A 20352-nucleotide genomic window follows, 5' to 3' on the forward strand; every position below is an offset into this window, starting at 1 on the left:
TGGATTAAGCTATGCTAACTAATATTTTTGGTTGAAAATAATACAATAAATACCTATCATAAGATATATATCAAAACTGATGGAGTAGTACTATGACTACCGCAAAAGTTTTTATGACAGGGCGTAGTCAAGCCATACGCTTACCTAAAGAGTTTCGCTTTGAGGGTAAAGAAGTTGAAATCTTCCGCCGTGGTGATGAGGTTATACTGCGAGAAAAACCAGTCACAGCAGATCAGTTATTTAAGGTTTTGGCACAAATGCCAGACGACTTTTATGCAGAAACAAGAGTGGATGAACCACCGCAAGAACGAGAAGAGGTCTGATGCCAACACAATATTTATTGGATACAAATATTTGTATCTATATCACCAAGCATCAACCCGAAATTGTACGTCAGCATTTTGAAAGACATTTACCTGACGGCAATATTTTTATTTCAGTGATTACTTTAGGTGAACTTCGCTTTGGTGCGGAAAAAAGCCAATGGAAAGACAAAGCTTTCAAAGTGATTGATGAATTAACTTCAATCATTCCTGTTATAGAGTTAGATGAACACACCGCCGTACACTATGCTCAAATTCGAAAACAGTTAGCGCTTCAGGGGCAAATAATTGGCAATAACGATTTATGGCTAGCTGCTCATGCACGATCAAATAATTGGGTCATGGTCACAAACAATGAAAAAGAATTTCTGCGTGTAGACGAACTGCAAGTAGAAAACTGGCTCAGCAAATCGCTGTAAACCCACCAAAATTTCCATTCGAAATTATGCTTTGCCTAAATGCCATTATCAATTGTCGAAATGACCAATAGACATTCATCACAAGAGGGTTATACTGAATCTACCATTTCTAAAAACATATGGAGAACAAAAATGGTTACTGCTGGTCAAAAACCCGGAACAGGCTTCTATTTTTGTGTTCAATGCGGACACCGCGTCTACTTAGAAATTGGTACTGATCGTTTACCACCGTGTACCAAATGCCAAGGCAATCAATTTAACAATAAGAATGCCTAAGCTGCAAAACACTAACAGTTATCCGCTGTTTAGAAAGAAAAGCCCTATCACTCGATAGGGCTTTTTGCTAACGTATAACACTGCATATATAAAAACAAATTGCACATTTAACTGTTCGGAGAAGCCCATGGAAACAATATTAGGACTGTGTATTGGTATTGGCTTAAGTGCTGCTTGTGGCTTCCGTGTCTTTGTACCTTTATTGGTGATGAGTGTTGCTTCCATTTTAGGATTATTCGAACCGATGAAAGGATTCGAATGGTTGTCTATGCCTGCGGTTTGTATTGGCTTAGCAATTGCGACTGTCTGTGAAATCGCCGCGTACTATATCCCTTGGGTAGACAATGCCCTCGACACTATTTCAACACCCGCAGCTATGATTGCAGGGACGATTGCCACAATGGCAGTAAGCTCAGGTGAAATGTCACAGTTTGCCAGTTGGGCGGCAGCAATTATTGTCGGTGGTGGTACAGCAACAGCAGTGCAAATGAGTACCGTCGCTGCGCGTGGTGTATCTACCGCAACCACAGGTGGCGTTGCAAATCCGATCTTATCTACAGGGGAATGGATTGGCGCGGCTGTCTTGTCAGTATTGGCCTTTTTAGTCCCATTTTTTGTGGTGATCTTAGTGATTGCGATCGTGATCTGGTTGGTTCGCCGTATTCGCCAAAAACGAACTGTACAGGTCGACACCCCTTTATAAACCAATCAACATTTCACTCTAAAATGAATCCATCTTTTAGAGTGAATGATCTGCATTTTGTTTAATAAATATAGAAATAAAAATCCGAAACTGAGTTTTTCATTGTTTGATAAAGATTATAAAAATTATAAGAAGTGATACAAAAAAATGAACAATCAGAGGAATTTAAAAGGTTTGGGCGGGTGGCTTATTGTGTTGGGGATAAAAATTGTCCTATCACTACTATTGCTTTCATTTGATATTTATAGCCTATATCAACTTTTTCAAAATGAGGCGTTAAGTCAAATAAGTGATCAAAAATCGGAACTTTATTATCCAACTCTGATGTATTTACTCTATATAGAAAGCATCTTAAATATTGTATTTTTCTTACTTTCAGTTTGTGCTGTCTACTTATTTTTTAGTAAGCATCTTTACTTTCCAACATTCTATATTGCGTTTATGGCAAGTTTTTTATTGGTACAGTTATGTGATAGTGCCATTTTGAGTGTGCTATTCACTGATAAAAATGCATTTGATACAGAGACCATCATACAGTTAGCGACGAGTACTATGGGTTGTCTGATTTGGACGCCGTATTTGTTAATGCCAGTTCGAGTGAAAAATACCTTTACTCAACATTCCAAGCACTTGGCTTAAGCGCAAAAAAATACTATCGAGCAATTTCACCTATCCGTCCTAAAAGAGCACATCATTCTGCGATTGAGTCGTCCAAGAGGCGGCTAAAAAAATCTTTAAATTACGATTGATTTTTGAACAATAAAGGCATAATTTTATTATGTGATTATAAATCACATATTTTTTATATGGATTTATTAATCTTTTGAATTTTATAAAAAATAATGAGGGGAATGGTAGATGATTAAATTTATAGTGGATGAAAATGCCTTAACGAATGGCTCGCATTTAATTCACAATGGTACGCAAGGATGTGTAGACATGCCGCAATTTGACCAGCAAATATTGATTGGTTATTTTGCCAATTTCGAACTCGCTTATAAGCGTGCACGAATGAGCTGGCCAACAGAAAAAGTTGTTGGTTGCGATAAATGCTGTAGTCAAAGCTAGAAATTCAACATGCATTAACCTTGAAATAACGCTGTATATCCAAGAAAAATGGCGCAGAAATTGCTAACTAAAACAGGTAATCGCGTTATTAATAGGATATACAGCATGACCACAGAAACCATCCGTTCTACAAAATATCCAGCAGAGGCACATGCCTATGCAGCATGGCCTTTGATCCTGATCATCATTGGTGGTGCGATTGGACTGGTATATGCTGTGATTGCTTATTTGATCAATCTCAAAATATATGCATCAGACCTCAGCCGAATGAATAAAATTTTGGCCAATTTACTTTGTGGTATGGCGGCATATAGTGGTTGGTGGTTTAGCGCACAGTGGATACAAAGCTATTTAGCTCAATGACCAATCATGCGTTGAATAGATCAAGCCTAATATCTGCAGAACATGGATAGGCTTAGATCTCTACTCAAAGGGCGGAGTTTTGTATGAAGTTAAGGGATGAATGTTCAGCGGCGATATATTTTTAAATTTGACGCTGTGTTTGGACGTTTTGTCTGTTGTAAAAGAAAATTTTCTTATAATTGGGCAAATCTGCAGATAAAAAACGCTGAAATGAGCTGAAAAGATAAAATATCCTGCTAAACCTAAAATGGCTGAAAAAATTTGCTGAATTTGCAGAAAATTAGAAAAACTTAGGAAATTAATCCCGATCCTCTTTGGTTAAAGTATATCTCAAGGGTGTGATAGAGATTGAAAAGAGTAGCATGCTGTCAGTGGTGCAAAACACGTGTACAGTACTCACCCAAAAGGTCTCGATTCAGCTTAGGACGCTATAAACCAGAAGTTTATAGGCTATAAGATCATGACTTACAAAGTGATGATAGTTGAAGTAAACAATATTGTTTTCTCTTATACCACCCCAAAATTTTAAGCCAAAATAAAAAAGAATAATGAATCATTACTCCTTTAATCCGCATAAAACAAACCACACCAATTTAATCACCATAAGCTTAAAGATCATCAGGCATCTCCCATAAAAATAGTCCTAAGCCAAGTGTTAAATCTGAACGAATTTCATTTTCATCGCATTGAATAGCTTCTGTGCTTTTTGCTACTTTTTTCAAGCACACCTCAATTTTCAAATCTCGCTGTGGTATGCATTATTGACTCTTAATCCAATTGGAGAACTCATTTCAATACAAGTTCTCATTGGTTAAAAGTCCTGTCTAGAATTCAAATGATCCCGATGGTTTGAGTGCTAAGCTATGGCGAAAATTCTCGGGAAAAGTCATTTATCAGATGGAAAAAATGCTAAAACATGATACAAGAAGAAAATATTTTCAATATATCTTTAAATGTGAAAAATATTTTTAAAATAAGTCAAAAATAGTAATTTTCAGGGAAACAATCCCTCATCGATACCACTACTATATATCTCAAGGGTGTGATAGAGATTGAAAAGAGTAGCATGCTGTCAGTGGTGCAAAACACGTGTACAGTACTCACCCAAAAGGTCTCGATTCAGCTTAGGACGCTATAAACCAGAAGTTTATAGGCTATAAGATCATGACTTACAAAGTGATGATAGTTGAAGTAAACAATACTGTTTTCTCTTACACCCTAAAAAATTTTTAAGAATTAAATCGAATAATAAATCCTTCCATCTTTTTCAAAATTCCAAACTTCGCATTCATTCCAGACAAACTTTGATCACTGCTGATGTAATAAATATCACGTAGAACAACTCAAACTTAATCTAAGCTTCGGATTGTCCTTTTTCACAAAGTTGTTATGCTTAACTATCTAAATTTTAAATAATTTTGTTATGGGTTATCTGGATCAATTGATACAGGATTGTCTGCAGGCACAGCAGACTAAAGCTGAGCGTATATTTGAGTTTTCAAGTTTTGATCATCTTGCTCAACACGCACATTATATTTATGTGATAGAACAGGTTGGTGGCGATATACAGCAGACATATCAGGACTATGCTGCATTTAAGGCATTGAAAACCCATGCCTGTGCCAAGTTAAATCAACCCAATCACATTCTGTATGTTGGATCATCACGGACAGGTATAAAGAATCGTTTAAAACAGCATTTAGGTCTTGGGCCTAAACAAACTTATGCCTTGCATTTGTCGCAGTGGTTTCAGGGCATATATCGCATCACACTACATCAGTATCCTTTAACCACGAGTGCAAGCATCTTACAGTTACTGGAGGATGATTTATCTCATTCATTAGCACCAGCCTTTGGTAAATTGGGGACCAATAATCGTTAGGGTTAGACCTGATCGGTTAAAGTCGATTGACAGCGAATTAGTCAGTTGTTATTTTGCCGACATTCTCCCAGTACACAGTCTATCCATGCCTTTAGATCCCAACTTTGTCTATGCGCCGCCTCAAGGTCCTCTACGTATTTTGTATGAAGATGCAGACTTGGTTGTCATCGAAAAACCGGCGGAATTGCTGTCGGTTCCGGGACGTTTGCCTGAGCATCATGACAGTGCCTATCTTCGAGTTTTACAACAGTATCCGGCGGCAAAGATTACCCATCGTTTAGACATGGCAACATCAGGCATTTTGATGTTTGCGAAACACCGCGATGCAGAAGTGGCAGTGAGTAAAATGTTCCAAGCGAGGACGGTTCAAAAGCAATATGTGGCTTTGGTTCAAGGCAAACTTGAAGGTGAGGGTAGTGTTGAAGTGCCCCTCATTACGGACTGGGAAAATCGCCCACGACAGATGGTGCATTTTGAATTGGGCAAACCTTCAAAAACCTTGTATCAAGCCATCAGCTATGACGCAAGCAAGGATATTAGCCGAGTATTATTAACACCAGTGACAGGGCGTTCTCATCAGCTACGTGTACACATGATGCATATTGGGCACCCAATTACAGGGGATCAACTGTATCACCCAAATGCCAAACAGAGCTCACTCGGACGGATGGCGTTACATGCTTGCGATCTGGCATTTACCCAGCCTTTAACGCAGCAAGCTGTTCATATTCATTGCGCAGCAGAATTTTAAAGCATATTCATGTGAATGCTCACTGTTCATAAAATCTGCTGTGTTGAATTGAAATTTTTAGGCAGCTTAGCAAGCTAAGAATAATTACAGCTTTAAATAGGTTTTTCTGCTTAAAAATGAATCATGATATACACTAAATCCCCAATTCTGGGGATTTATAATTACTCCAAATATCTCTATAACATGTATGAAATATTTACAAATAATGGTATTAAGTTGATTTGTATCTTTTAGTAAATAAACACCTTTTTTAAATTATTATTCTATTTTCTAAAGTATATTGATTGATTATTTTTTATTATGAAAATTTTTATTAAATTGATTTAAAACAGTATTTTAGTTGAATTGTGTGCAAGTGTGTATTTGGTTGGATAAATACGGTTTTTGCATTTGTTCTGCTAATATGAAATGAATTATAGATTTTAACTTTTGTAACTTAGGTTTGTTTTGGGGAATAAACTTAAATTATTAAAGCTTATTTTGAGGATTAGCAAATGATCAATATTGCTTTAATCGTCCTTATCATCCTATTAATTGTGGCTCTCCTTTTTGTTTATAACCGCAAATTGAAAAATGATAAAACCCTACGTTCACTGCAGGAAAACTTCGATCGTACGCGGCTAAAACTGGCTGAAACAGAGTCCCAGCAAGATGAATTGAATTATGAAATCAGCCAATTACATATTCAAAATAGTGGGCTCAAAATCCAAGTCGATAAAGTAGCGAAATATCAACATATTGTGGATATTGAACAATATGTTGAGTATCGAACTTTACAGGCTGATGGTTTGGTGGAAGTCACCAAAGCCAATGCCGATATTATGTTGAATGATATTCGCGCACAGATCGAACAAGTGCGTCAGTATTTGAGCAAATATCAAGAAAGAGCTAAATCACAAATACAGGAACAAGCCCGTGCCGAGTTAAAGGGTTTGTATAGCCAAGCGCTGGATCAGCAGCATTTGGAAAACATCAACCGTGCTTTGGACAACAAAATACGGGGCTATCAGTCAGCATTCTTTTTACCTTTACAGAGTATTTTAGATCAGCTGATGGATGGCATGAATGAATCTGCGGCAAAGCAAAATTTGACTGCGGTACGTTGTAAAATGATTGATGCGATGGAGCAGCAATCGACTGCAAACTGTAATTATGTTGATGAAGAACGTCGTTTGGCTGCGATGCAATTATTTACATTGGTGTTTAATAGTCGTGCTGATTTGTATTTAGCCCAATTAAATACCAAAAACTTAGGTGAGTTATTGCAGGCTTTGGCGGATGATTTCACCTTGCTCAATGCGCATGGTGTACATTTTAGTCAGGCACGGGTACTCGACAGTTATCTACAATTACGCTTAGAAGAATTGAAAATGGCAGCTTTGGTTTTACATCTCAAAGAAACTCAGGCCAATATGGACGTTGCGGTTTAATTTGAATTGTTATCAGAAAGATCACTTCGGCGGTCTATTTCTGATTAAAGAGATTTAGCTAATGCAAATTGCAACAATTATCCGTTAATCTAAGTCAACAGAATAAAATTCATAAACGATAAGGGAAAGTACAATGACTCGTGATTTTAAACAATTTCCAGATGATGATAATGGCAATGTGCTGTGGCAGATGCAGCAAGATGGAGACGATCTATCTGTGCCGCACGAAATCGAATATTCAATTGCCTTTTCGAACGAAGCGCAGGCTGAACAGTGTGCATTGTATTTATTGAAAGAAGAGCAAAAAATTTCGTTGTTCCAAGATGAAGAATCAGATCGCATGGAATGGATTATCACAGTCTATGTTTATATGGAGCCTGATTATGAAGATATCGTCGATTTAGAGCAGTGGTTTATTAAAATTGCAGAACAACATTCGGGCGAATATGACGGCTGGGGTTGTATGGCTTATATCTATGAAGATGATGATCTGGATGAAGATGAAGCACAATTGAGCTAAGTCTCACTATTGCATCTTTAGCAACAAGAACCCAGTGATTCAACTGGGTTTTTTATTATTTAAATTTTATAAAAATTTTGTAAAATTTTGATTTTTAAATATTTTTAATCAAAATAAATATGAATGCAGCTCACAAAACATAACACTGCATTGCGTTAAAGTGATGGGATCAATCTGTAGGATTCGCTATAGTATTGAACAGCAATGACCTTTCTCGCACGTCTCAAAGCTGTCTCATTTAGAACGTTTCAATGTGATAAAAATGGACGATAAAGCGAGGGTGAATGCATGTGGATGATTCAGTGAAAACAATGACAAAAGGACATCATCATGAGCAATACTGTTCGTTTACATCGTGTTTTTAGTGCGCCTGTAGAGCGCGTTTATCGTGCCTTTGTGGAGCCAGATGCTTTGGTTAAATGGATGGCACCGCATGGATTTACTGCCCATGTGGAACATTCGGATGTGCGTGTAGGTGGCTCGTACCGCATGTCGTTTCAAAATTTTTCAACGGGAACCACACACGCTTTCCATGGTGATTATCATGAAGTCGTGCCGAATCATTTACTGCGCTATACAGACCAATTTGATATGCCAGAGTTGGCCGGTGAAATCGAAGTCACTGTTGAGTTTAAAGCGGTCTCAGTCGGAACCGAAGTGACGATTGTACAGGCAGGGTTGCCGAGCGTTATTCCACCTGATGCCTGTTATTTGGGTTGGCAGGAGTCTTTACAGTTGCTGGCTTTTTTAGTGAATCCAGCGATCCCCGATGAATAATCTGACGAATGATTGAAAAACTGCAAATAGGCGAAGGAGGGCTTAATGACTGTACACATTAAACGTATTTATGATGAGATAAGCCCAGACGACGGTAAACGCATATTGGTCGATCGCTTGTGGCCGCGTGGTATCAGTAAAGTGAGCGCAGAGCTAGATTTGTGGCCGAAGGCATTGACGCCATCTACAGATTTACGTCGTTGGTATCATCAAGATGAGGCAATGGCTTCTCGATGGGACGAGTTTAAACAGCGCTATTTGCAAGAAATACAGCCACATCAAGCCGAGTTGGAACAACTGCGGGCATGGGAAAAAGAGGAGCCACTAACCTTACTCACAGCGGCTAAACATACGGATAAAAATCATGCGCATATCTTAAAAGCGTTAATATTAAATACCTCATTAGAGATCTAAAATTTAAACCTTCAAGTGCTGTAGCGTTGTGAAATTTACGACCTTCACAAGGTGATTAAACCATACGAAATTTATGGTTTTTAAGTTTATGAAATACATAAAAATGTTATATTAAGTTTTTATGGATTTTTGCGTCCATCTTTTTTTGAGGTCTTTTATGTCTTTACCCAATTGTCCCCAATGTAATTCTGAATATACCTATAATGATGGTGATTTACTGATTTGTCCCGAATGTTCACATGAATGGCGTGAAGGCGAAAGCGCTGCAGATGAACAGGTAGTGATTAAAGATGCCAATGGCAATGTATTGACCGATGGTGACACGGTTACTGTGGTGAAAGACCTTAAAATTAAAGGCTCATCCTCAGTGGTGAAAGTGGGCACCAAAGTTAAAAATATCCGTCTTTTAGCCGATGCAACAGATGGTCATGACATTGATTGTAAAATTGATGGTATTGGGGCTATGAAACTCAAATCTGAATACGTGAAAAAAGTTTAAGTTTCGTTATTGTTCGCTTTAAAGCAATCTTCAATCATCCTAAGCCAAGGCCACACTTGGCTTGGGATGTCTACTTAAACATGAAATAGATAACTAATCCGCTATAGATTTTATTTTTCAGCCTGCATAATAGACGCATTACGGGTTTGAAATGTCTTTACTATGCCGCATATTCATTTGGAATATTCCAATAACCTTGAGCTTGAGGCTCGTCCTTTACTTAAAGCGCTAAACACTGCCTTATTTGAATCGGGTCATGTTAGTGCTATCAATGATATTAAAAGCCGCGCTGTCGCTCAGGAAGAGTTTGTTGTGGGTTTGGATGAACACGCTCAACATGCGTATATGCATGCCAAAGTTTCATTATTGACGGGTAGAACGGTTGAAGTTCAAAAGCAAATTTCATTGTTACTATTGGACGTGTTGAAACAACATGTCACAGCTTCAGCAGTAGAGGTGCAACTTTGTGTAGAAATTTTAGAAATGAATAAAGCGACGTATTCAAAGCAGATCCTCAGTCCTTAAGGCCTTTATTCAATACGTTGAGTAAAGCGCATCTATTCACAAATACATCATGATGAAAGAATGATGAAATCCGACTTCGGTCGGTTTTTTTTGATTGGAATTATTTATTAAAAATCTTTTTTCTAATGATTAAATTACAACCTTTTACCCTGATCAAAAAAGACATTGAAAAATGTGACTGGGTTCATTTATATTCTGTAGATCAGGTTCAATTTCCAATAATAAATCCTGATCGAATAAAACTTAAAAAATGAAAATGACGGGGTAACATATGTCGGGATGGTACGAGATCACTCAGTCTAATGATCAGCAGTTTCGTTTTCTATTAAAAGCATGGAACGGTGAAATCATTTTAACGAGTGAATTATATAAAGTGTAAGCATCATCACAAAATGGGATTGAGTCTGTACAAAACAACAGTGCAGATGATAGTCGCTTTGAACGATTGAATGTTAATAATGGTAAACCATATTTCAATCTGAAAGCGGCAAACCATCATATTATTGGGATCAGCCAATTTTATGCCAGTGAGCAATCGCGCGATAAAGGCATTTAGTCAGTTAAAACCCATGGTGCGAATACCCAAATTAGAGAATTAACAGCTTAAATTTGAAACAACCTGATTAAGACAGCCAAAGCGAGATGAAAAAACCAGAAGGCTCGTCAAAATCACAAGATCAAAAGCTATATGGTTCTCAAATAAGTGCTGTTAGGTTGGATGCTATTCAACCTAGATCAGGCTTATTTAACGGTACAAGGAAGTACCACAACTTCACTGGCTAGAGTGGTGAACGATGAATAAGCAGAATCATATTTTGTATTATGGGCTCATTGCGATCTTGATCATCGTCTTGGGTTGGATGATTGCGTCTCCGTATTGGGTGCTGTACCAAATACGTCAAGCCTATGAGCACAATCAACCTGAAAAAATTGCTCAATATATCGATTTTGCCGCAGTCAAATCGAGTCTAGAACCACAAGTTAAAGACCTCATTCAACAGAAAACTGGGATGCAGCATTTACCCGAATTCGCTCAGTCGTGGGGTGGGCAGCTCAGCACAGTCCTCAGTGCAACGCTGGTCGACAGTCTGGTCAATCCAAACAGTATCATGCTGCTTTTACAAGGCAAAGCATTAAAAGAGTCGATCCAATTACCAGAAATAACCCAACTAACCAATCCGAGCATGATTAGCTCAGGGATTGAACTATTCACTCATGCTGAAAATAAGGTCGCAGAACAACCTCATACATCAACATCATCCAAAAAGGATGCAACTCCAACTACTGTCGCTTTAAAACAAAGCCAGTCACTTAAACCCAAAGCAAGCTATAGTGCTTGGAATCGATTTGATCTGTATGTGCCGTTCCAAGGCCTTAGCGAAGCAACATATACCGTATTTAGGATGCAACGCCGAGGTTGGAGCTGGAAGATCGTTGAAATTCAACTTCCAAACGCTTTCCAGAACAATGCTTCATAAAAAATAAAAGAAATAGGTGCCAGAGATGCAAGATAAAATCAAAATAGTCGGTGACCAACAGGCCGCTGACGAAATTCTGCAATTTTTAGCCAATTGGGATGAGGTCATCTGCCAATTGAAAATTGAAAATATTGCTGAATCCTGCGCAGCAGATGTGAACTTTTTTGATGCCAGTTGTGAAATGCGCGGCTTAATGGCATATCAAAAAATGTGGGAATTTTATAGAGAGTATTTTCGTGAAGGTTTAAAGGTGTTTAGGCGGGAACTGGTCATCCATGCAGAACCTGATATTGCCTTTCTGCACTGTTATTCCAAAATTGATGATAAGAGTGGGATACCAACGCCAGGGATCTCGTGGTGTCGTAACACCATTGGGATGAAAAAAACGCAGTCTCTATGGAAGATCGTTCATCAACATATTTCTGTTCCAGTGGATATTGTGACTCATCAAAGTAAAGTAATTATCTTTTAATTCATCTCAAAACACAGTATGAAAACAGAGCCATGTCGCTCTGTTTTTTTCTTTGCAAATCATTACATGAAATGCGTATGCAGTTCTAAAACTTCAGCCTAAATTAAAAAATAATGACCATCGTTCAGGATAAGAAAATGGATCATAAAAATAATAAATTAGCGCAAGATTTTGAATCATCACCATCAGGTCAAAAGCAAGGCTTACAAGACCTGAACGCCTCGAAGCAAATGCCTCCCGCAGATTTACATAAAGTGATTCGAATCACGGCAGGATTCATCATCTGCAGTTTGCTGATTGCAGCCTTATATCTTGGTAAAGATATTTTTATTCCATTGGCACTCGCAATCTTATTGGCTTTTTTAGTTGACCCTTTGGTGATGAAACTCCGAGGTTGGGGACTACCACAGATGCCATCGATATTTATTGTGGTCGGTTTGGCTTTGGCGATTTTGTCCGGCGCGGCCTCTTATTTGGGTTATCAACTGGGGCAATTAAGCCAAGAGTTACCGCAATATCACGGTACGATTCAAAAGAAAATGGATTCTATTCGTCAATTTGCACGCGGTCCAAGTGTTTGGGATGGCGCAAAAACCACCATAGATACTGTTGAAAACTCAATAGATGATGTGGTGCCTGAAGAGAAAAATCCTAAAGTTCAGCAAGTTGAAATAGTGGGGCAACAACAAACCACGGCTGAAGCGGTCATGGCTTGGAGCGAGCGGGTGCTCAATCCTTTGGCAACAGCGGGTATTGTATTTTTGTTTGTGATTCTGATTTTGGTCAATCGGAAAGATTTGCATGACCGTTTCCTTAAGCTGCTGGGCGGCAATTTAAATATCGGAACAGACGCACTCGATGAAGCGGCCAATCGTATCGGTAAATATTTACGTATGCAGCTGATGGTCAATGTGACCTACGGTATTCCGATGGCCTTGGGACTTTGGTTTATTGGGGTGCCGGCAGCAATTATGTGGGGAATGGTGGCGATAGTGATGCGCTTTGTTCCCTATGTCGGCCCAATGATTTCTGCGATTTTCCCCATTGCATTGGCTTTTGCGGTAGATCCCACATGGAATATGGTGCTATGGACAGTGGGTTTAATTTTGCTCTTGGAATTGGTCAGTAATAATATTATTGAGCCTTGGTTATATGGGGAAAGTACCGGACTTTCAACCTTAGCCATTATTATTGCTGCCATGTTTTGGACGGCTGTGTGGGGGCCGATTGGTTTGATTTTATCGACGCCTTTAACCGCGTGTTTATTGGTGCTTTCGAGCTATGTACCATCCTTAGGTTTTATTAAAACCCTGATCGGTAGTACGCCTGCATTGGCACCGCATGAGCGCTTCTATCAAAGATTAGTCGCTGATGATGTGCAAGATGCCGTGGATGTCGCACAAAATTTTATTGCTGAAAAGTTACCGAAGGAGGCGAAGGATGAAATCAAGGCACGTCGGGTTAATGCGTTTTATGCCAAAGTCGCGATTCCAGCCATACGGATTTTTTCGAGAGGCCACAACACCGAGGCCAGTGCTGAACATCGACTACGTTTACATCAGGGATTAAAACTGTTTAATCATAGTTTTCAAAGGGCATATCCAGTAGCACAGCAGGATCAGAAAACTGGGGTTTTGTGTATCGGCGCACGTTGGGAAATTGATGTTCAAGTATCGGCTATGTTGGCGCATGGCCTAAGCTTAAGCGGTATTCAGGCTCAGGCTTTTAGCGACGTCTTAATTCAAAATCAGCATCAAAGTATAGATGATATCCAAGAGGATATTCAGATCGTATGTATTTCGATTTTTCATACAGCACCAGAAGCTCAAATTCGTCTATTAAGCCATTTTTTTAAGGCACAGTTTCCAGATAAAAAACTGATTTTTGCACTGTGGAGCTGTGATGAAGTAAAGCAATTAGATGCGATCAAAGAAAATTTTACCGTCGATGCTGTAGTCAATAATATGAATGATTTGATATTAACCATTGAAGCTTTTCAATTGACGCATGGTGAGTCTTGGTTGGATGAGCCTGATCCTAGCGTTGAAGCGCAGCGCTTAAAAGCATTAGAAGAACTGAATGTTTTGGATGATCGGAATTTACCGATTTATGAACAATATATTGAAGAAGCCCGACAAGCCTTCGATGTGAAATATGCACAAATTTCTTGGGTCAAGCAAGACTGGGTCTATACACCAGGTAGCCCTTTGGCTAAGGCTACCGAGCAACCGATGCAGGTGCGCCAGTCGAAACAAGACTCAATCTGCAGCCATTTGGTATATCAAAATGAACGCTTGATTATTGAAGACTTACAACGTGACCCACGCTTTGCGCATTTACCTGAATTGATGCATAACCGCATTCGCTTTTATGCAGGCGTTGCACTTAGAGACCGTAATGGGGTGGCATTGGGAAGTTTCTGTGTTTTAGATCGGCAGCCGAATCAAATGACCGAAGATGATATGAGTCTTTTAAAAGACCTAGCGGCAGATTTGATGAATACGCTCAGTGATGAAAATGCGAAACGAATAAAATGTGAAGAGATACAGCAACTGAATGATTCACCTCTATAAATTTAAATCATGTAGCAGATCCATTTAAACTGGAGTTTCAGTGAAAAGCATTCTAAGATGGCTCTAATATAATTATTCGAGCCAAAGACATGAACAAAAATAATGTCATCTGGCAACTTTTATTGGGCTACATTGCTGCATTGGGTTGTAGTGTGAGTTTTGCTCAAATTCAAGGAAATTATTTTTCACATAAGGATTGGGAAATCGCTTGTGATAATACGGGGACATGTCGCGTTGCAGGTTATCAAGCGGAGGGCAATCAGCCCGCTATTTCCTTGTTATTACAACGTGCCGCGGGCGCTCAAGCCCAAGTCAGCGCACGAGTGAAACTCGATCCTGAAACCTTCAATGCGGCAAAAAAACCACTTCAACTTTACATTTTAGGTAAAAATCAGGGAACTGTGCAGCTTGATGCCAAAACTGCGGAAGGTCAGTTAAGTGCAGCTCAAACTCAAAAACTGATTCAAGCCTTACAAGCCAATCAACCGATTGTGTGGAAAGGCAACAATAAAACATGGTTATTGTCTGTGCAGGGCGCAAGCGCCGTATTACTCCGTATGGATGATTTTCAAAAGCGCATAGGGACAAATTCGGCATTATTGCGTAAAGCCAATAGCAGTTCGGCCAATGTACTCAAACCGAAAAGTATTCCGAAAGTGTATATTCAAAATTATAGTAAGGGTTTACAAACGCGGTATGCCGTCAATGCGCCCACAGCCAAACAATTATTTGGATTGATAAAGAAAAAAACCATAGTGGAAGATTGTCCTCAACTCTTTGATGCAAATTTCTTAGAGGATGACCGGGTGGTGGTATTTCCAATCAATGGAAAAAATGCCTTGGTCGAAGTGCCATGTTGGCGCGGGGCATATAATAGTGGCAATGGCTATTGGTTAATGGATCGAAATTTAAAGCAAATCAAACAATCCGTGACCTTTTCTGGAAGTGGGTTTAGTGAAGGACAAATTTTCTCCAACCAACGTGGACGAGGCATTGGCGATTGTCAAAGTAAAGGGGAATGGTCGTGGAACGGTCAGCGCTTTATCCAAACTTATATGGCAAAAACCACACAGTGCAAAGGATTTGCTGGCGGTGCATGGGAAATTCCAACCTTAGTATATTGGGTTCAACTCGACTCTTAATTACAAAAAGCCCTGATATACAGGGCTTTTAAATCATATAAAGTAGTTTTTATCGGCTTAACATGAATAACCAACAATACTAAAAACGTTTTGGAATTTTTTGTCCGCCCACAACAGGTGATTCAGCGATTTTCAACACACCAAATAGCCATGTTTCGGCATGATGAACAGCCGCTTTGAGCTCATCACCTAAGGCTAAACGCCCAGCTATAAAACTCGCCAATGAGCAGCCTGAGCCGTGATATTCCCCATCTAGTCGTGGACAACGGGTTTCAGAAACTAATTCACCCTGAATGTACAACGAGTTTTGGATATAGTCTGGCGTATTTTCATGCCCACCTTTTACTAATACCGCTTGAGCGCCCATCGCAAAAAGTTTTGCTGTAGCTTTAGATATGTCGTCTTCACCTGTGAGTGCGCGTAATTCTACGGTATTAGGTGTAAGCACTGTGGCAAGTGGAATCAATTCCGCAAAGGCTTTGACCAACGTTGCTTGATCGCCCAAAGAACCACCACTATTGGCAACTAAAACGGGGTCGAGAACATAATGATATTCGGGATGTTCACGTAAAAACTCAGCGAGAGCCGCGATATTTTCAGTCGTTCCTAACATTCCTGATTTTACACAGCGAATAGGGAGGTCACCGACGACAGCATGTGCTTGGGCCAGCAATAACTCACGAGAGGTTGCTTCAAACGAATACACTTGTTGTGAGTTTTGAACGGTTAATGCTGTACACGCAATGGCAGCATGTGCACCACTTTGACCAATGGCTTCAATGTCCGCTTGCAGTCCTGCACCACCTGAAGGGTCAAGACCTGAAAAGCACAGTACAGTAGGGCGCACAATGATGTCCTTATTACACAAAATTTACGATAGTATAGGCAACTTTGAGCGAACACTCGATAGTATTTTTGCAGAAGTGAATGGATAAGGTAAAAGCTGTGATTAAGAATATATTGATCGATCTCGATGGAACATTAACAGATCCAAAAGTTGGCATTACCACTTCAGCACGCTATGGACTGGCGAAAATTGGACATCCCATTTCGGATGAGACCAATATCGATTGGATCATTGGACCACCTTTGAAAGCCTCTTTGGCCAAAATCCTCAATGTCGATGTGCATAATGTACTTGCAGATCAGGCTTTACTAGGTTATCGCGAGCGCTTTGCCGTTACCGGTTTATTTGAAAATAAAGTCTATCCTGCCGTTGCCGAAACTCTAGCAACTTTACAACAGCAAGGCTTTCACTTGTACGTCGCTACAGCAAAGCCGACGGTCTATGCTCGCCAAATTTTAGAACATTTTGATTTGGCAAAATATTTTACTGTGATCTATGGCAGTGAACTAAATGGCGAGCGCACCAACAAAGGCGATTTAATTGAATACATTTTGCAGCAAGAACAGTTGGATGCGAAGGAATGTGTGATGGTGGGAGACCGTGAGTACGATATTTTAGGCGCACGCCGTAATGCTGTGCCGAGTATTGCTGTGAGCTATGGTTATGGTAGCGCAGAAGAAATTCAAACGGCTGCACCGGCTTTGGTGATTGATCGTTTTAACGATTTGATTTCGAGTATTGAGCAATTGCAGCAGCAGAAAGTGTCATAGTTTGATTTACCCTTGCGAATGAAGCTGATTATTTAAAGATAATCAGCAAAATCAGAAAGATCACCCCACAGAAAAACCATTTGAGCAAAGGTGACTCATCATTTTTGATGGTTTCTGCTTCGAGTGCGATACCATGTTTGTCGTAAACAAATACAAAATGCGCATTTGCGCTTAGAGCCATTTCTTGAATGGCTTGTAGCTCGAGTGCGCTGACTTCTTCACTTAAGCGTTCTTTTAACTGAATAAAAATAACCGGCTGTCCAAACTCATACCACTTGAAGTGGATCTGTTGTATGAGTTGGTTGAAGCACTGTTCTGCAATATGATAGTTTCGGACAAAACTTCCGCGTTCTATAAAAGCCAAAGGGCAGTTTTGTTCAGCTACAATTTGATGATCACGCGTTAAAACTTGCATTTGATCATAATGAATCTGTACCCAAACTGCGTCAGGAAAAGACGTTAATTTTTCTTTTAACATCACTTTTAGGTTTCATTATTGTTTTTAGTGGCTAGCAGTATGTCATTAAAATTTAGAGAAAAATATAGTTGAGATATAAAAAACACATCGATCTATCGAGTTTTTGTTTAAAACATCTTTCGTAGTTTTGTCACTTTGAATTTTTACTTCCATGATTGAAATATCAAACGCTTAAGTAGGTTTTTAAAGCCATTATCCTTTTTCTAGAAAACTGTTTCTCATCTGATATATGTAATCGACCTTGTAACTATTTCAGGCTTTTGAAAAAATTCAGATAGAAAATAATAAAGCTGAATGCTATGTCCAAATCATTTTTATTCCCTAGTCAGTGGCTCAAACCATTGCACCCACGTGATCCACATGAGCATCATCGTGTTGCGACCTCTTTAGAATTGCTTTTTGACTTGATCTTTGTTGTCGCGATCGCAACAGCAGGGCAGCAACTGCATCATGCCATTGTTGAAAATCATTTGGCTCAGGGTTTAACGCTGTATGGCATGGTGTTTTTTGCTTTGTGGTGGGCGTGGATGAACTTTAGTTGGTTTGCTTCGGCGTATGATAATGATGATGCGCTCTATCGAATCTTAACTTTTGTTCAGATTATTGGCTCTTTGGTCATTGCTGCTGGTATTCCAAGCGCTTTTCAAAAGCAAGATTTTGATGTGATTGTGATTGGCTATGCCATTATGCGTCTAGGCTTAGTTACGCAGTGGTTTCGCGTTGCAAAGCATGATCTGTCCCGTCGGAAAACTGCATTACGCTATGCTTTTGGCATCATACTGGTACAAGTCGGGTGGCTGTTCTTTCATTTTTCACCGCTGCATTTCACCGTTTATCTTTTCATTTTGCTCGCAATTGCTGAACTGTCTGTGCCAGTTTTTGCAGAAGCTGCAAGCCGTACACCGTGGCATGCGCATCATATTGCTGAGCGATATTCACTGCTCACCATTATCGTTTTAGGCGAATCTATTGTCGGATGTTCGATTGCCATAACCGATGCATTAACAAATCAGCGTTTTAGTACTGAACTGATCTTTTTGATGGTAGGCGGCCTCATGATGATGTTCACCATGTGGTGGTCTTATTTTGATACCAGTATTGCAGAGCGTTTAAATAGCCGAAAAATGGCATTTACTTGGGGGTATGGACATTTCTTTGTCTTTATTAGTATTGCAGCGATTGGTGCTAGTTTAGCTGCCGCAGTCGATGTGGTTTCGCATGAGGCACTGATTAGTTCTGAAAAAGAAAGCTACTTTGTGGCGATCAGCCTCGTGATTTATACGACAAGTTTATATTTACTCCATGAATTGCATCATCAAAGTGGCTTTAGAAAACTTTTATATCCTTTAACCGTGGTGATTGTTTTGTGTATTCCGTTGTTTATCACTCCTGCAGGTTATGCGATATTTGCGATGGCAGTGGTATACGCACTGCGATTGATGTTTACAAAATGCTATTTGGCAAGATAAGTTAATGATATGACATTGATCAATAATTCGTTATATTGCTGATGAAAATAACGTCCAAGAATCATCAAATAAAGATAAAACATAGAGGATTATATGAAAGGGCAAATACTCGATTTTTCTGTTCAAAATAATACAGGCATCATCAGCGGAGATGATCAGAATCGTTATCAATTTTCTGGAAGCGATTGGAAAGGACAAACTGTTCCTGCTCGTGGACAATTTGTTGATTTTGAGACAAGTGGAATGGGTTACGCAACCGATATTTACTTAGTCGCTGTGCCGAATGCTTTAGGCACGCAATACGGTCAAAAGAGTCGAATTGTTGCTGCACTCTTAGCATTCTTCCTTGGTGGATTTGGTATCCATAAATTCTATTTGGGTCGTATTGGATGGGGGATTGTGTATCTACTATTCTGTTGGACCTTTATTCCATCCATTGTTGCTTTTATTGAATTTATTATTTATCTATGCACTTCAGATGAAGATTTTGCACGTAAATATGGCTAAATTTTTGTGTTAAAAGATAAGGCGCATTGTGCGCCTTATTTTATTGTTGCAGATCTCTAGCGGGTTGACCCCATTGGTTGTTCTCGGCTTTGGTGTCTGTAGCCCACCATATAATCAGTGGGATGATCCCAATGATTGTGAGCATTAAAAGTTGCCACCAACCCGAACGTCCCGTGTCATGTAGTCGACGTGCGCCAACAGCTAAGCTAGGAATGAGTAAAACGATATTGGTAATATTTTCTAGCCAAGGTTCACTGCCAATTACGAAATCGCAAACAGAGGCAAGTATAGTGACCAATATACAAAATAGCCAAAAGAACCAGAACTCTTTACGTCGAGCACGTCCTTCAAATTCAGCAAACTTTTTCAGTGGTTTGAATGACCACGCGAAAAAGTCATAGTTTTCCTCTTCTTCACTGTAGTTTGTTCGCGTATTGGTGGAAAAACTTTGTTGGCGTAATGCAATATAGACTTGAATCGCTTGCCCACTTTCATCCAAAGCAAAATCAACCTGTTCTCCACGTGTAGGTGGTCTTTGACCTCGCCATTCATGACCAGCAAATTGATAGTGTTTTCCATCTTCAGCACTAATCACCCCAGTATTAGTTTGAATCGAAAAATCTAGTATTTGTCCTTTCATATTTTTCCTGAGTTAATGTGCTGTTG

25 protein-coding genes and 1 pseudogene are annotated in these 20352 nt (G+C 39.4%); 23 read left to right on the forward strand and 3 right to left on the reverse strand.

What is annotated here, in order from left to right; translation table 11 throughout:
- The first annotated feature begins 92 nt into the window (after positions 1-92).
- The 20 genes and pseudogenes from MST18_RS03460 (at position 93) to MST18_RS03555 (ending at position 15615) form a co-directional block, all read left to right on the forward strand.
- On the forward strand, positions 93-323 hold the full coding sequence (locus tag MST18_RS03460) for an antitoxin (RefSeq protein WP_180133931.1): 231 nt from the start codon (positions 93-95) through the stop codon (positions 321-323).
- Positions 323-742: a type II toxin-antitoxin system VapC family toxin gene (locus MST18_RS03465; RefSeq protein WP_180021368.1), complete on the forward strand. Its 420-nt coding sequence runs from the start codon at positions 323-325 to the stop codon at positions 740-742. Before MST18_RS03460 ends, MST18_RS03465 begins: the two co-directional genes overlap by 1 nt.
- Before the next feature lie 132 nt (positions 743-874).
- A complete protein-coding gene (locus MST18_RS03470; protein ID WP_078191132.1) occupies positions 875-1018 on the forward strand; it encodes a zinc ribbon-containing protein in 144 nt (47 codons plus the stop codon).
- A 127-nt stretch (positions 1019-1145) separates the two neighbouring features.
- The gene (locus MST18_RS03475; protein WP_111884815.1) at positions 1146-1721 is read left to right on the forward strand and encodes a DUF4126 domain-containing protein; all 576 of its coding nucleotides are present in this window, start codon (positions 1146-1148) and stop codon (positions 1719-1721) included.
- A 147-nt stretch (positions 1722-1868) separates the two neighbouring features.
- A complete protein-coding gene (locus MST18_RS03480) occupies positions 1869-2360 on the forward strand; it encodes a DUF2569 domain-containing protein (RefSeq protein ID WP_180133932.1) in 492 nt (163 codons plus the stop codon).
- A gap of 219 nt (positions 2361-2579) precedes the next feature.
- Positions 2580-2789, forward strand: a complete 210-nt coding sequence (locus MST18_RS03485; RefSeq protein WP_078191130.1) for a hypothetical protein — start codon at positions 2580-2582, stop codon at positions 2787-2789.
- Between the two features lie 105 nt (positions 2790-2894).
- Positions 2895-3152, forward strand: a complete 258-nt coding sequence (locus MST18_RS03490) for a hypothetical protein (RefSeq protein ID WP_180133933.1) — start codon at positions 2895-2897, stop codon at positions 3150-3152.
- A 1423-nt stretch (positions 3153-4575) separates the two neighbouring features.
- A complete protein-coding gene (locus MST18_RS03495; RefSeq protein ID WP_180133934.1) occupies positions 4576-5034 on the forward strand; it encodes a GIY-YIG nuclease family protein in 459 nt (152 codons plus the stop codon).
- Between the two features lie 85 nt (positions 5035-5119).
- On the forward strand, positions 5120-5785 hold the full coding sequence (locus MST18_RS03500) for a pseudouridine synthase (protein ID WP_111884818.1): 666 nt from the start codon (positions 5120-5122) through the stop codon (positions 5783-5785).
- A 494-nt stretch (positions 5786-6279) separates the two neighbouring features.
- Positions 6280-7215, forward strand: a complete 936-nt coding sequence (locus MST18_RS03505; RefSeq protein WP_180133935.1) for a hypothetical protein — start codon at positions 6280-6282, stop codon at positions 7213-7215.
- Positions 7216-7348: 133 nt separating this feature from the next.
- On the forward strand, positions 7349-7735 hold the full coding sequence (locus tag MST18_RS03510) for a ribonuclease E inhibitor RraB (protein WP_078192319.1): 387 nt from the start codon (positions 7349-7351) through the stop codon (positions 7733-7735).
- Between the two features lie 330 nt (positions 7736-8065).
- Positions 8066-8512, forward strand: coding sequence for an SRPBCC family protein (locus tag MST18_RS03515; RefSeq protein WP_078191122.1), 447 nt, complete (start codon positions 8066-8068; stop codon positions 8510-8512).
- Between the two features lie 45 nt (positions 8513-8557).
- Positions 8558-8926 carry a DUF488 domain-containing protein gene (locus tag MST18_RS03520; RefSeq protein WP_111884822.1) on the forward strand — a complete coding sequence of 123 codons (369 nt, stop codon included), beginning with the start codon at positions 8558-8560 and terminating at the stop codon, positions 8924-8926.
- Positions 8927-9083: 157 nt separating this feature from the next.
- Entirely contained in the window at positions 9084-9425 is a 342-nt protein-coding gene (locus MST18_RS03525; RefSeq protein WP_180034545.1) for a zinc ribbon domain-containing protein YjdM, read from the forward strand.
- 162 nt (positions 9426-9587) lie between these two features.
- On the forward strand, positions 9588-9950 hold the full coding sequence (locus MST18_RS03530; protein ID WP_180101841.1) for a 5-carboxymethyl-2-hydroxymuconate Delta-isomerase: 363 nt from the start codon (positions 9588-9590) through the stop codon (positions 9948-9950).
- A 271-nt stretch (positions 9951-10221) separates the two neighbouring features.
- Positions 10222-10506, forward strand: a pseudogene (locus MST18_RS03535) (YegP family protein).
- 238 nt (positions 10507-10744) lie between these two features.
- On the forward strand, positions 10745-11428 hold the full coding sequence (locus tag MST18_RS03540; RefSeq protein WP_180133936.1) for a DUF2939 domain-containing protein: 684 nt from the start codon (positions 10745-10747) through the stop codon (positions 11426-11428).
- A gap of 25 nt (positions 11429-11453) precedes the next feature.
- Positions 11454-11900 carry a nuclear transport factor 2 family protein gene (locus MST18_RS03545; protein ID WP_218948040.1) on the forward strand — a complete coding sequence of 149 codons (447 nt, stop codon included), beginning with the start codon at positions 11454-11456 and terminating at the stop codon, positions 11898-11900.
- Between the two features lie 137 nt (positions 11901-12037).
- Entirely contained in the window at positions 12038-14473 is a 2436-nt protein-coding gene (locus tag MST18_RS03550) for an AI-2E family transporter (RefSeq protein ID WP_257227556.1), read from the forward strand.
- An 89-nt stretch (positions 14474-14562) separates the two neighbouring features.
- The gene (locus MST18_RS03555) at positions 14563-15615 is read left to right on the forward strand and encodes a DUF1176 domain-containing protein (RefSeq protein WP_180133937.1); all 1053 of its coding nucleotides are present in this window, start codon (positions 14563-14565) and stop codon (positions 15613-15615) included.
- Between the two features lie 79 nt (positions 15616-15694).
- Here the strand turns inward: MST18_RS03555 and MST18_RS03560 are convergent, their stop codons facing one another.
- Positions 15695-16462, reverse strand: coding sequence for a hydroxymethylpyrimidine/phosphomethylpyrimidine kinase (locus tag MST18_RS03560; protein WP_078192312.1), 768 nt, complete (start codon positions 16460-16462; stop codon positions 15695-15697).
- Between the two features lie 98 nt (positions 16463-16560).
- Here MST18_RS03560 and MST18_RS03565 point away from each other — a divergent pair, with 98 nt between their 5' ends.
- Entirely contained in the window at positions 16561-17232 is a 672-nt protein-coding gene (locus MST18_RS03565; RefSeq protein WP_180133941.1) for an HAD-IA family hydrolase, read from the forward strand.
- 28 nt (positions 17233-17260) lie between these two features.
- On the opposite strand, the gene MST18_RS03570 is transcribed toward MST18_RS03565, so the two are convergent.
- The gene (locus MST18_RS03570) at positions 17261-17713 is read right to left on the reverse strand and encodes a hypothetical protein (protein WP_218955382.1); all 453 of its coding nucleotides are present in this window, start codon (positions 17711-17713) and stop codon (positions 17261-17263) included.
- A 296-nt stretch (positions 17714-18009) separates the two neighbouring features.
- Between MST18_RS03570 and MST18_RS03575 the strand changes: the two genes are divergently transcribed.
- On the forward strand, positions 18010-19179 hold the full coding sequence (locus MST18_RS03575; RefSeq protein ID WP_180064948.1) for a low temperature requirement protein A: 1170 nt from the start codon (positions 18010-18012) through the stop codon (positions 19177-19179).
- A 93-nt stretch (positions 19180-19272) separates the two neighbouring features.
- Entirely contained in the window at positions 19273-19686 is a 414-nt protein-coding gene (locus MST18_RS03580) for a TM2 domain-containing protein (RefSeq protein WP_228144741.1), read from the forward strand.
- A gap of 40 nt (positions 19687-19726) precedes the next feature.
- On the opposite strand, the gene MST18_RS03585 is transcribed toward MST18_RS03580, so the two are convergent.
- Positions 19727-20326: a DUF805 domain-containing protein gene (locus tag MST18_RS03585; protein ID WP_078192310.1), complete on the reverse strand. Its 600-nt coding sequence runs from the start codon at positions 20324-20326 to the stop codon at positions 19727-19729.
- Positions 20327-20352: the final 26 nt, after the last annotated feature.

Source organism: Acinetobacter sp. YH12068_T (assembly GCF_024606005.1).
Taxonomy (GTDB): Bacteria; Pseudomonadota; Gammaproteobacteria; order Pseudomonadales; family Moraxellaceae; genus Acinetobacter; species Acinetobacter amyesii.